This window comes from Paraburkholderia aspalathi (assembly GCF_900116445.1).
Taxonomy (GTDB): Bacteria; Pseudomonadota; Gammaproteobacteria; order Burkholderiales; family Burkholderiaceae; genus Paraburkholderia; species Paraburkholderia aspalathi.
Genome location: NZ_FPBH01000002.1, coordinates 191052 through 204199, shown reverse-complemented (window position 1 = coordinate 204199; position 13148 = coordinate 191052). Strand labels below are relative to the sequence as shown.

The window sequence follows — 13148 nt, the reverse complement described above, 5'->3', positions numbered from 1 at the left end:
TCGGTCGGGTGCGGCCGATTGCGAGAGGAGGTGGTGCGGGATTCGGATCATGCCGGATTATAAGGGGTATGGAGACATGTGCCGGAACACGAGCGTCAAGGTGCCGGACGCGACCGGCACACCGCGGACGTATGGTCGCCAGACGAAGACATCACGCCTGAAATACAGACTCCATTCGCTGTATTTCGGGCCGGGACAGATTCAGCGCGGCGGCTTCTTCCCGCCATGTGTCGACGGCGTCTTGAACTTCCGCGACGATGCGGCGCGCGTCTGTGTCGTCGAGTCGATAAAACTCAGCGGTGTCGAAGGCGGTTTCAAGATCCGGCAGGGCGCTCATACCGTCCAGCGTGAGCGCGTGTTCCCGCTTGCTCGGATTTGGATTCATATCGAACGCCGGCGAGAGCCGCCAACCCGAAGGCTCGCGAATGAAGCCGTGATTGCGCAGGTGATCGTCCCGGTTTCCCATGAGTACGTTGAAGACGACTCTTCTGAAGAGTTGAGCGAGATCTTCGTCGATATGACCTTGTGCGCCGTTGTCGGCGAGGTACTCGGCAATGTCCAGGTAGCCTGCTCCCGATTCGCCATCCTGACGTTCGAGCAAGGTCATGGCCGAGGTGTACATGCGCCGGCTGCCTTCACGGCGATCGAATCGTTCGACGCAGAACGTGCCATAACGTGTGCCGACATACTTGAGTTCGGATTGCGGCACCCAGATGCCGGCTTTCCTGGCCAACCGGTGAGCGATGTATTCCCACGCACCGATGTCGTAACGGTCGTCTTTGGCGGGGAATTTGGCGATCCAGAGATCATTGCCCAGGCTCGTGAAGTTCGCTTTTGGGCGAGCGCCGCCGAGCGAGGTGCCAGGGGCGATCAGCATCGCGAGCCACTGCTCGTACTCGGGCAGTTTTTCTATATCGGCTTCTTCAATGCGCAGGCTGATATACGCGAGGGTCGCGAGGTCGGTGACCGGCGGCGCGGCATCGGCGCTGTTGTCGAGAAAATGTCCGTCCACGTCTTGAAACCGCAGCGCGCCGACTCGTGTCAGGTCGTGCACGCCCAGCAGGAAATCGATCTCCTGCAAATTGCGCATAGGCCGGTCTTCGCGATCTGCCGCCACGGCCTCGCGGCGTTCCATCAGCACGCGGCCCCAGCGATCCGGCGCCGAGTCCATGAAAACGCCGAATGCAGCGGATTTCGCAGGCGGATATTGCTCGTCGGTCCATAACTCGAGGCGCGGGTCGAGCATGAATGCGTTACGCCCATCTATCCAGCTCTTTGCATAGGCGAACGATGCCGGCAAGTCTGTGCGCGCAGTCTGGCGATACAAGGTGCCGACCTGCTGCTGGCTGCTCAGTTCGGTTGCGTCGAGAAATACCTTGAATGCATCTCGAGGTTTATTGCTGACCATCAGATTTCTTCGGGTGTTTTTTTGCCGGCTGCCCGGTTTTGACAGGGGCGGCGCCGGGCGTGTTCGTGCGCGGTTTGCGCTGACCCGGCAACTTGAGGTCCTGCAGCTTGCGGCCGAGTTCGTCGTCATGGGCGACGGCGTCCATGTCCTTGTCGAGACCCAACACGCGAAGCGCCCGCATATAGGTGCCGAGCGCAATATTCGGATCGCCTTTCTCGAGGCGGCTCAGCGTGTCGCGCGAAATGCCCAACCTTTCGGCGAACAGAACGGTTGGGAGTTCACGCCGCAGGCGGGCGAGTTTCAGGCGTTCGCCGAGCGCACGCATCTGCTTCTCGACCGACGGAAAGGGACGTTGAAAGGTGCGGGGCATGTCTGATAGATTAGGCAAATATCGAGAATATGTCAAAAGTATCGGACATATTTTCCGAGCCAGAGGTTATGATTGCCTTGATCTGACCCAGAATTTATAATATTTGTACGATATTTAAGGCAATTTTGGTGATTTTGCCTAAAGTATCGTACAAAATAAGAGGCTCAATGATCACCCAACCACTCCAAACCCGCGCAGACGAGACCTTGCGGACCGCATGCTGTGCCGGTGGCGTATCTAATAGTGCCGCTGCTGGCCCGGGCGTTTTACGCGATCAGAACCTGGCCGTCGATCTACACGGTGGAGCTAGTCGAGTTCGTGCTGATCGGCTTGATGATGCTTTGGAGTAGCGGGTTTCGTGCCGATTCTCGCAACGTTCAAACCGGACGTACGGGCGGCGCGGCTCGGGCAGTCGGTCCATCCTGTACCCGATGGGCCGCTGCAGGATGCGTAAACCCTGAATCGCCGTAAGTGCGCAGCACCTCAGAGATGATCACCTGATACCCATCGAGCCAGTTTGCCTGCGCTGCTTTCGCTTCCAGATGCGCGGGGTGTTGCATCAACGCTTGCAATGCCTCGAGCGACGCCCAGTAATACACATTCGACGTCAGTCCTGTCGACGCGTTTTCCCACGACTCTTCGCCGAGATAGCCGGGAATGGCCTTGGCGGCGGTGGCGATGGTCTCGTCGAGCCGGTAGAACCGTTCGTCTAATTGTCGTGTCGCGAAGATGAAAGTTGACGTGTACATGGCGTAACCGGTTTGTAGGTAGGCGAACGTTTGCGCATCATAGCGCACGGTATCGAGCGCTCATTTTTTTGCGTTATTTGCCGCATTTTCAGGGGTATTCTCACGCGCCATCTGCCGCACGGCAGTAACGGTGTTGTAATAGTCCGCAACAGTCTATTGCGTTTTCCCTCATTCATTTCGCACGGCAATCGCTTAAACTTGCCAGTAACAATTTGTTACGGGGTGCGAGATGTTGGCCGTGTTCATCATCGCCTGTCCGATCTGCATCGCCGCGCTGTTCGGTTTCGCGCGGCACGTGGATCCGCTGACAGGGCAGTTCAGGCGTTAGACCCAAAATGGAGCAGTTTCGGCAGAGGTGTTCAAGCCATTACTGGTTTTAACCACTTTCTATAGCCGATCAAAGCCTCAACCCTTGCCTTGACGTGCCGAGTCACGGCACGATGCGCGATAACCTAAGTTTGGGGCACTATCGCGTATGCGGGATTTTCTGGCAAACATCATTACGCGCCTTGGCGTTTTGAAGGGCGTGCTTCCTTTGAGCCGTGCCGCGGCGGCGCGCGATGCGCTGGCCGGCGTGCAGCTTGCGTCGATGGATATTCCGCAAGTGCTCGGCTATGCGCGCATTGCCGGCATGCCGGCCGTTACCGGTCTTTACACGGTCTTTCTGCCGCTTATTGCGTTTGCGTTCTTCGGCGCCTCGCGGCACCTCGTCGTGGCTGCCGACTCCGCCACCGCCACCATTTTCGCGAGCCGCCTTTCGACCATGGCGCCGGCTTCGAGTGTGGAATATGCGGCGCTTGCCGGAATGGTCGCCTTGCTCACTGCCGCGCTTCTGCTCATTGCGCGGATCTTCAAGCTTGGTTTTCTCGCTGATTTTCTCTCGCGCACGGTGCTGGTCGGCTTCTTGGCCGGCGTTGGCGTGCAGGTCGGCATCGCCATGCTGGGCGACATGTTCGGCGTCCCTGGACATGCCGCGAACAGCGTTGGCCAACTCGCGCTCGTGGTGCGCGAGGCGGCGCAGATCAATCTGCCGACGCTCGCCATTTCTGCGCTGGTCGTGGTTTCCATTCTGGTTTTCAAGCGCTTTTTGCCACGCCTGCCGGTGCCCTTGATCGCGGTGGTGGCGGGCATTGCCGCAAGTGATATCTACGGTTTCGCTGCCCACGGCATTTCAGTGTTGGGGCCGGTGGCAGGGGGATTGCCGCCGCTGCGCATGCCCTCGGTCACGTGGCAGCAATTACTCGATCTGCTGCCGGTTGCCGCCTCGTGCTTCGTGATGATCGTCGCGCAAAGCGCCGCAGCGAGCCGCGTATTTGCGGAGCGCTATCACGAGACTGTCGATACCAATGCCGACCTCTTGGGTATTGCCGCCGCCAACGCCGCCGCGGCGTTTTCCGGCGCCTTCGTGGTGAACGGCAGTCCGACGCAAACCGCGATGGCCGATCGCGCCGGCACGCGCAGCCAGTTCGCGCAGGTCGTATTCGCGGTGGTGGTGGTCGTGGTGCTGCTGTTTTTCAGCCGTTATTTGCAGTACCTGCCGCACTGCATTCTGGCCAGCATCGTGTTTACGATCGCCATTGGCCTCATCAATCTGCAGACGCTGTTTTCGATTCGCCGCGAAAGCCCCGGTGAATTCACGCTGGCGGTGTTTACCGCCGCGGCGGTGGTGCTGATCGGTGTCGAGCACGGCATTCTGGTGGCGGTGGCCTTATCGCTGCTGCGGCATGTGCGGCATAGCTACCGGCCGCACACCATGGTCCTCGTGCCCGGCGAAGGCGGCATCTGGGTGCCGGTGCCGGCCGCGCCCGGGCTCGAGACCGCGCCGGGGCTGATCGTCTATCGCTTTGGCTCCGACCTGTTCTACGCGAACGACCACTTTTTCATCGACGATGCCCGCCGCCTGATCGACCACGCGCCGAGCCCGGTGCGCTGGTTCGTGATCGATTCCGGCGCGATCACCGACCTCGACTATTCGGCGGCGCGTTCGGTCGGCGAGTTGTGCGAGGCGCTAAAACGTAGCGGCGTCGAAGTGATTTTTGCGCGCGTGAATCAGTATCTGCGCTCGGATATGGACCGGCATGGCATCACGCCAACCGTCGGCGCAACCTGCATTTTCAGCACCTTGCATGACGCGCTGCGCATGGCAGGCGTGGAGCAGCCGGGTACGCAGGTCAAAGTCGCGTCGTAAACGTCGTTCTGGTTTGTTTTGCAAGACGTGGTGGATTGCTTCAGGTCTGCGGCTCTTCATCGGCAAAGAAGTAGCCGATAAAGAAGCACGCGCCCGCAACCAGCGCGCCAAGCACGGCCACCGTATAGGCGAGCGCCGTACCGTGCCAAAGACTGTCGAACCATTGATGAATCTGCGCCATCACCACGGCCGCGTTGCCGCCGATGCGCTGCAATTCGATCTGATAGCGCGGGTCTGCGATGCTGTACATCGAGACGGCGCTGTCTGGCGCCGGCGCCATGGCATAGATGATCACCGCGGCGATCAGACCGGCGAGCAGCACGACGACGCCCGCCAGATAAAGCCGCTTTTGCAATGGCGAGCGCTTCGCCGCCGGATTCAGGTCATTGCCACCGCTCATCGTGTTCGCTTACCCGCTCGTGTCATCAGGGTGACAGTATCGCAGAGCGGGCGCACCCCGAAGGTGCGGCTAGCTTTTCGAAGTCAGCAGCTTGATCCCCGCAATGCCGAACATGATCGCGAGCGACCCGTCCAGCCAGCGACGGATCGCGACGTAGATGCGCCGTGCGGACGCAGTTGAAAACAGCACCGCGTAGCTGCTGAACACGGATACGCCGATCACCATGCAGCCGAGCACCACCGGCGCAGTGTGCGACGTGCCGCCTGCTGGTGACATTGCCAGCGAAACGATCGAGAGCCACACCAGAATCGCTTTCGGATTGGTGAGATGCAGCAACAGGCCGCGCAGATAGAGCCGTTTGAGCGGTTCGCCTTCGCGTGCGGTATTCGTAGGCAGCTTTTCCGCGCTGAATGCCGAGCGCGCGGATTTGAAGCCAAGCCACAGCAGATAAAGTCCGCCGGCAATCTTGATCGCCACCAGGCATTCCGAGTAAGTGGCGAGTACCGCCGACAAACCCAGCGACGCCAGCAACGCCCAGAAGAATGAACCGGACACCACGCCGAGCGCGAAGGTGAGCGCGGATTTTCTGCCGGCGCTCATCGCCAGCGACATGATCGCGAGATTGCTCGGCCCCGGACTCGCCGTGCCGACGAAGTAGGCGCTGTAGGCGATCAGGACATCGGCGGTGAGGAAGGAGCTGGCGGTCATGGGCGTGTGAACCTCGGCGAGGGCGAACTGCGCCGCTCGTTGCGGCACGGGGGAATCGCATGGATCGATGCGCGAACAACCATTTTGCTTGCCCGTGTGCGAATCTCACAGATACAGTTGATCTCACGTGCGGCTGCACAATCGGGCGTTTGTGGGGCAACGCGGGGCTCCTCTGGCGGGCCACGTGCCGAGTCCGGCTGTATTCGGAATCAACGCCGTTCGCTGAGCATCGTCGATTTATCGATTTTGGTGTTGGTCAGATCAAATATATATCGTTTTTCACCATTTTTAATCATGGTTAAAATCTGGCCCATGCGTGCGCTTTTCCGGGCCGCTTCATTGACCGATGCACGAACCCCCTTTACCTTCAGCGAGTTTCCCCACCATGAGCGTTGCCGACACCGTTTTGCCGCCGTTCCATCTGGCGTTTCCCGTGCATAGCCTCGCCGCGGCCCGCGAGTTCTATGGCGAGCTGCTCGGCTGTCCGGAGGGGCGCAGCTCCCCGGAATGGATCGATTTCAACTTCTATGGACATCAGATCGTCGCGCACCTCGCACCAGAGGAAATCGGCCACCGTCACACTAGCAAGGTCGACGGCGACGCGGTGCCGGTGCGCCACTTCGGCGCGGTGCTCTCGATGGCGCAATGGCAGGCCGCCGCGGACAAGCTGCAACAGGCCGGCATCGACTTCATCATCGAACCGCACGTGCGCTTCAAGGGCGAGGTCGGCGAACAGGCGACGATGTTCTTCCTCGATCCGTCGGGCAACGCGCTGGAATTCAAGGCGTTTGCCGATATGTCGTCGTTGTTTGCGAAGTGAAGTGATGTAGGTGCGAGGGCGCCGGCTGCACGCGCCGGCGCTTCGAAACGAAAAGGCCGGTCAGCAATCATGTTGACCGGCCTTTTTTGCCTGACGCTAAAGCTCGGCGATTCACCGGCCGCGCCGGAATGAATCCCAGAATCGGCGCTAGAGCGTAAGGTATTTGCTTTCCATAACTTATTCTGAAGGCATGTCTCACGGCAGTTCGACGAGACATGCCTTTAGCAATACCCTTAAAAGAGCTTATCTACATCTCATCAAACGTTTGCGCCGCATGAACCCGCATGCGTTTGAAGCGCCACCTATCCTTACATTAGCCTTCCTGACAATCTGGCCATTTTGGCGCCATGCAGGCGTTGGTACTATGGATCTAGCATAGGTACGGATTCACCCATCCCCTCCCATTCCTTACCTGCATTCTCTCGGGCGCGTTTCATGTGGATCGTCAACGTTGCGCTTAAGCGGCCATACACGTTCATCGTGATGGCCATTCTGATCTTGCTGGCGACGCCATTTGTGCTGTTGACCACGCCGGTCGACGTGCTGCCGGAGATCAATATTCCGGTGGTCAGCATCATCTGGAATTACACGGGGTTGTCGGCCGAAGACATGGCCAACCGCATCACGTCCGTCAACGAGCGCAGCCTGACCACCACGGTCAACGACATCGAGCACATTGAATCGCAGTCGCTCGCGGGCATCACGATTCTCAAGGTGTTCCTGCAGCCGAACGCGAACATCCAGACCGCGATCGCGCAAACCGTGGCTGTGGAACAGGCGCAGCTCAAGCAGATGCCGCCAGGCGCGACGCCGCCGCTGGTGATCAGTTATTCGGCTTCCAGCATTCCGGTGATCCAGCTCGGTTTGTCGAGCCCGAAGCTCTCCGAGCAGGCGCTCAACGACACGGCACTGAACTTCCTGCGCCCGCAACTGGTGACGATTCCGGGCGCGGCCGTACCGTACCCGTACGGCGGCAAATCACGTCTGATCTCGGTCGACCTCGACACGCGCGCCTTGCTCGCAAAGGGCCTGACGCCCTCGGATGTGGTCAGCGCATTCAACGCGCAAAACCTGATTCTGCCGACCGGTACGGCCAAGATCGGGCCGAAGGAATACACGATCAATATGAACGGCTCGCCCGCCACGGTGGAAGGGCTCAACGACATTCCGGTGCGCACGCTCAATGGCGCGACGACGTACCTGCGGGAAGTCGCTCACGTGCGTGACGGTTTCTCGCCGCAGACCAATATCGTGCGGCAGGATGGACACCGTGGCGTACTGATGTCGGTGCTGAAGAACGGTAGCGCCTCGACGCTTTCGATCGTCAATACGCTGCAAGGCATTCTGCCGGCGGCGCGCGCCGCGTTGCCGCCGGACCTGAACATCACGGCCCTGTTCGATCAGTCTGTGTTCGTGAAAGCGGCGGTGCAGGGCGTGGTGCGTGAGGCGCTGGTTGCCGCGGCGTTGACGGCCGCGATGATCCTGCTGTTCCTCGGCAATTGGCGCAGCACCTGCATCATCGCGATTTCGATTCCGCTGTCGATTCTGTCCTCGCTGATCGCCCTGCACGCGCTCGGGCAAACCATCAACATCATGACGCTGGGCGGCCTGGCGCTCGCGGTCGGGATTCTGGTCGACGATGCGACGGTGACGATCGAGAACATCGAACGGCACCTGCATATGGGCACGAATCTGCACGATGCGATTCTCGACGGTGCAGGCGAAATCGCGATCCCGGCGCTCGTCTCGACGCTGTGTATCTGTATCGTGTTCGTGCCGATGTTCTTCCTGACCGGCGTCGCGCGTTATCTGTTCGTGCCCCTTGCCGAAGCGGTGGTGTTCGCGATGCTCGCCTCGTACGTTTTGTCGCGTACGCTGGTGCCGACGCTGGCCATGCTGCTGATGGGCCATGCGCACAAGCCCAAGGCCGATGCCCGGCCGAGCGTGTTTCGGCGCATCTACCTGCGTTTCGATCACGGCTTCGAGCGCATGCGGTCCACCTACATCGTGATTCTCAGCAGCGTGCTGGTGCGGCGCGGCATGTTCGGCAGCCTGTTCCTCGGCTTCTGCGTGGTGTCGATGGGTCTGGTTTTCGTGCTCGGTGAAGACTTCTTTCCGAGCGTCGACGCCGGCGACATTCGTCTCCACATGCGTGCGCCGACCGGTACCCGCATCGAGGAAACCGCGCGTCTCGCGGACGAAGTCGAGAAGGTGATCCGCGAGGTCGTGCCGGCCGACGAACTCGGCACGATCCTCGATAACCTCGGTTTGCCGTATAGCGGTATCAATCTTTCGTATAGCAACGCGGGCACGATCGGCACGCTCGACGGCGAAATTCAGGTGGCCCTGAAAGAAGACCACCACCCGACGCAAATCTACATGGACAAACTGCGCGCGATCCTGCCGCAGCGTTTTCCGGGCGTCGAGTTCTTCTTTCAACCGGCCGACATCGTCACGCAGATTCTCAACTTCGGCTTGCCCGCCGCCGTGGACGTGCAGATTTCCGGCGCGGATCAGCAGGGCAACTTCGACGTTGCGCGCAAGCTGCTGAAACAGGTGCGGATGATTCCCGGCACCGTCGACACCCACATCCAGCAAAAACTGGACGAACCGGCGATCAATCTTCAGATGGATCGCACGCGCCTGCAACAACTCAATCTGAGCGCAAGCAATGTGGCGCAAAATGTATTGATTTCCTTGTCGGGCAGTTCGCAGACTTCGCCGGGTTTCTGGTTCAACAACAAGAACGGTGTCGAATACAGCGTCGCGGTGCAGACGCCGCAGTATCAGATCTCGTCGATCGATGAGTTGTTGCGCACGCCCGTTTCGGCCTCGGCCAACGGTCCGACGCAACTGCTCGGCAACCTGGTGCGCGTCTCGCCGCAGAATCAGTTCGCGGAAGTCACGCACTACAACATCAGGCCGGTGATCGACCTGTACGTGAGCGTCGAAAAGCGCGACCTGGGCAGCGTGGCCACGCAGGTCGACAAGCTGGTGAACAACGTGCGGGCCTCGTTGCCGCGCGGTAGCCAGATCACCTTGCGCGGGCAGGTGCAGACCATGCGCAGTTCGTTCTTCGGTCTCGGGATCGGCGTGGCGATGGCCATTGTGCTGGTGTACCTGCTGATCGTGGTGAATTTCCAGTCGTGGGTCGATCCGCTGATCATTATTAGCGCGTTACCCGCGGCACTGGCGGGCATCGTCTGGATGCTGTTCCTGACCGGTACGCACTTGAGCGTGCCCGCCTTGACGGGGGCGATCATGACGATGGGCGTCGCAACCGCCAACAGTATTTTGATGGTGTCGTTCGCGCGCCAGCGGCTCTCTTCCGGGGCGCCGCCGCTCACCGCCGCGCTCGAAGCCGGTGCTAGCCGGATCAGGCCGGTGCTGATGACGGCGTTCGCGATGATCATCGGCATGATTCCGATGGCGCTGGGGCTCGGCGAGGGCGCTGAGCAGAACGCGCCGCTCGGCCGCGCGGTGATCGGTGGCTTGCTATTCGCCACCGTGTCTACGCTGTTTTTTGTGCCACTGGTGTTCGCAGGTATTCATACCCGCCTCGCGCGGCGCCATCGCGACGATGACGACACGGATACCACGGGCGGCCACGGTAACGACGGCCCCGCGCCTGACCACGGCGGCGCAGGCAAGCCCGCGTAACGTTCAATGTAAATGACGGCTGACTGAGATGGCTGACTGAGATGACCGAAAAAACCCATGCATCGCTGGCGATTCCCGCGCGAGAGACCGAAGGCGGCCACGCCTTGCCCCCGCGCAATCGCGAATGGAAGCGCGCCAAAATCGCCATCTGGATCGTGCTGGCGCTGCTCGCCGTGGGCGCGTTGCGCACCGTGATCGCGAATGTTCTGCAAAGCCGCTCGGTCGCCGAGACGACGAAGCAGAACGCCACGCAGTATGTGAACGTGGTCAGTCCGACGCAAACCGAGGGCGGTGGCAACACCTTGTTGCCGGGCACGTTGCGCGGCTTTGTGGAATCGCCGATCTATGCGCGTTCCACCGGTTATCTGCTGCACTGGTACGCCGATATCGGCACGCGCGTGAAGCAGGGGCAACTGCTCGCCGATCTGGATACGCCCGAGATCGATCAGGAACTCGCCCAGGCGCTGGCGCAGCGCGCGCAAACCAGTTCGAGTCTCGGCCTCGCCAAAAGCTCGATGGAACGCTGGCAGCAACTGCGTCAACGCGATGCGGTTTCGCAGCAGGAACTCGACGAACGGACCAGCACCTACTCGCAGGACCTGGCCAATCTCGCTGCCGCCGATGCCAACGTGAAACGCCTGCAGCAACTCGAATCGTTCAAGCGCATCGTCGCGCCATTTGCGGGCGTGGTCACGCAGCGCAATGTGGATGTCGGCGATCTGATCGACGCGGGCAGCGGCACGAGTCGTGCATTGTTCGCGCTGGCGCAATCGGACCCGTTGCGGGTCTATGTGCAACTGCCGCAGGCGTACGCGCAAAACGTGTCGGTCGGGCAGAAGGTGGTGGTGACGCAGGCTGAATTGCCGGGGCAGCAGTTTCACGGCACGATCACGCACATCTCCGGCGCGATCGACGTGCCGACCCGTTCGTTGCAAGTCGAAGTGACCTTGCCGAATCCTGACGACAAGCTGCGGCCGGGCGCGTATGTGCAGGTAGCCGTGCCGGCGGCGGCGCATGCGCAACTGATGGTGCCGGGCAATGCCTTGCTGTTCCGCGCAGAAGGTCCGCGGGTCGCGGTGGTCGATGCGAACGGCACTGTGGCCTTGCACAAGGTCGTGATCGCGCAGGACCTGGGACAGTCGCTCGAAATCGAAAGCGGGATCGAGGCGAACGACAAGGTCATCATCAACCCGAGCGATTCGATCGCGGACGGCGATCATGTGCTGATCACGCAGCCGAAGAAAAACGGCAAGGGGGCGTCGTGATCGCGAAGCAGGCGAGCGCTTATCGGGCACTGACATCGCGAGCGACACGAACGGCGCTGGCGGTCACCGCGAGTGCGGCCTTGCTGGCTGCATGCACAGTCGGCCCGGACTATCAGCGGCCGCAAGCCGAGGTGCCGTCAACCTGGCAAACCGATTCGTACTGGCGCGTCGCGGCGCCTTCGCATGCGCCGATCTCGTTGGACTGGTGGAGCGCCTTCGACGATCAGACGCTCGGGACGCTGGAAACGCAGGCGCTCGCGCAGAATCAGACATTGGCCGCGGCGAGCGCACATTACGCGCAGGCCAAAGCGACGCTGGCGAACACCCGTGCGCAGCAGATTCCTGAAGTCGATCTCGGAGCGTCCGGGTCGCGCTTCAGAATTTCGCAGGATCGCCCGCTGACCAATTACAACACGCCGACCACGTCGACAGTACAGAACAATCTGCAACTTGGCCCGACGATCAACTACGACACCGATCTATTCGGCCGGATACGTCGTGAAGTGGAGGGCGCCGCGGCCTCCGCGCAGCAATCGGCCGACGACCTCGCCAACGCACGGCTCGTCCTCACCACTGATCTCGCCACCGACTATTTCTCGCTGCGTGAACTCGACGCCGAGATCGACGTGCTGAATCAATCGGTAAAACTGCAGCAGAAGGCGCTCGATTACGTCACGACCGAGCACGATCTCGGCTCGGTGTCCGGGCTCGACGTGTTGCAGCAGAAGTCGCTGCTCGATTCGACGCGCGTGCAGGCGCAACTCCTGCTGAATCAGCGCGCGCAGTTTGAACATGCAATTGCCGCCCTGGTCGGCGTGCCCGCGCCGCAGTTCTCGATCGAGCCCAAAGTGCTCGCGACGCAGGTGCCGGCGATTCCGCTCGGTTTGCCGAGCGACGTTTTGCAACGCCGTCCGGATATCGCCTCGGCGGAGCGCGCGATGGCCGCGGCGAATGCGCAGATCGGCGTCGCCAAGGCGGCGTTCTTTCCGAGCCTGACGCTGACGCCGAGCATTGGCTGGGAAAGCACGCAGTTCGCGAGCCTGTTTAGCGCGCCGACGCTGATGTGGACGCTCGGCGCGGCCGTGGGCCAGGTGCTGTTCGACGGCGGCCGCCGTGCGGCGAACGTGCAATTTGCGAGCGAAGGCTACAAGGCCACCGAGGCGAACTACCGCCAAACCGTGCTCAACGCATTCCAGCAGGTGCAGGACGGCATCACCGGCCTCTCCGTTCTGGATGGCGCGTCGAAGCAGTCGCGTGAGGCGGTGACCGATGCACAGCATCTTCTGGCGCTCGCCAACGATCGTTATTCGGGCGGCCTGGTCGCTTACCTCGACGTCATCACCGCGCAGCAGTCGCTGCTGACCAGCGAGCGTCAGGACGTGCAGATTCACGGCCAGCAGATGACCCTCTCGGTTTCGCTGGTAAAGGCGCTAGGCGGCGGCTGGGATGCCGCGGACATAGCGGGCGCGCAGCCGCCCGGCAATCCAACGAAGGAGGCGATGGCTCCCGCGAAGTGAGCCGCCCGACAATGACACGGCCAGACAGGAAAGAGGAAAAACGAGGCGTTTCGTATAATGCAC

At 61.1% G+C, this 13148-nt stretch carries 10 protein-coding genes; 5 read left to right on the top strand and 5 right to left on the bottom strand.

Going from position 1 to position 13148, the window contains the following annotated elements:
• Positions 1-151 precede the first annotated feature (151 nt).
• The 3 genes from BM438_RS03530 to BM438_RS03520 form a co-directional block, all read right to left on the bottom strand.
• On the bottom strand, positions 152-1408 hold the full coding sequence (locus tag BM438_RS03530; RefSeq protein WP_167378292.1) for a type II toxin-antitoxin system HipA family toxin: 1257 nt from the start codon (positions 1406-1408) through the stop codon (positions 152-154).
• Positions 1395-1778 (bottom strand): helix-turn-helix domain-containing protein, encoded by a 384-nt coding sequence (locus BM438_RS03525; protein ID WP_093632937.1) that lies wholly within the window; start codon positions 1776-1778, stop codon positions 1395-1397. Before BM438_RS03525 ends, BM438_RS03530 begins: the two co-directional genes overlap by 14 nt.
• Positions 1779-2155: 377 nt before the next feature.
• Positions 2156-2527, bottom strand: coding sequence for an antibiotic biosynthesis monooxygenase family protein (locus BM438_RS03520; protein WP_093633240.1), 372 nt, complete (start codon positions 2525-2527; stop codon positions 2156-2158).
• A gap of 475 nt (positions 2528-3002) precedes the next feature.
• Between BM438_RS03520 and BM438_RS03515 the strand changes: the two genes are divergently transcribed.
• The gene (locus BM438_RS03515) at positions 3003-4715 is read left to right on the top strand and encodes a SulP family inorganic anion transporter (RefSeq protein WP_093632936.1); all 1713 of its coding nucleotides are present in this window, start codon (positions 3003-3005) and stop codon (positions 4713-4715) included.
• A gap of 40 nt (positions 4716-4755) precedes the next feature.
• Here BM438_RS03515 and BM438_RS03510 read toward each other — a convergent pair whose 3' ends face one another.
• Both BM438_RS03510 and BM438_RS03505 read right to left on the bottom strand, forming a co-directional pair.
• Entirely contained in the window at positions 4756-5115 is a 360-nt protein-coding gene (locus BM438_RS03510) for a hypothetical protein (protein WP_093632935.1), read from the bottom strand.
• Positions 5116-5184: 69 nt separating this feature from the next.
• Positions 5185-5823 carry a LysE family translocator gene (locus BM438_RS03505; RefSeq protein WP_093633239.1) on the bottom strand — a complete coding sequence of 213 codons (639 nt, stop codon included), beginning with the start codon at positions 5821-5823 and terminating at the stop codon, positions 5185-5187.
• 385 nt (positions 5824-6208) lie between these two features.
• On the opposite strand from BM438_RS03505, the gene BM438_RS03500 reads away from it, so the two are divergent.
• The 4 genes from BM438_RS03500 to BM438_RS03485 all read left to right on the top strand — a co-directional run bounded on the left by BM438_RS03500 (position 6209) and on the right by BM438_RS03485 (position 13085).
• On the top strand, positions 6209-6643 hold the full coding sequence (locus BM438_RS03500) for a VOC family protein (protein WP_093632934.1): 435 nt from the start codon (positions 6209-6211) through the stop codon (positions 6641-6643).
• Positions 6644-7078: 435 nt separating this feature from the next.
• Positions 7079-10303 carry an efflux RND transporter permease subunit gene (locus BM438_RS03495; RefSeq protein WP_093632933.1) on the top strand — a complete coding sequence of 1075 codons (3225 nt, stop codon included), beginning with the start codon at positions 7079-7081 and terminating at the stop codon, positions 10301-10303.
• A 41-nt stretch (positions 10304-10344) separates the two neighbouring features.
• Complete coding sequence (locus tag BM438_RS03490; protein ID WP_093632932.1) at positions 10345-11568, top strand: efflux RND transporter periplasmic adaptor subunit; 1224 nt, start codon at positions 10345-10347, stop codon at positions 11566-11568.
• Positions 11569-11597: 29 nt separating this feature from the next.
• Entirely contained in the window at positions 11598-13085 is a 1488-nt protein-coding gene (locus BM438_RS03485; protein WP_093633238.1) for an efflux transporter outer membrane subunit, read from the top strand.
• Positions 13086-13148: the final 63 nt, after the last annotated feature.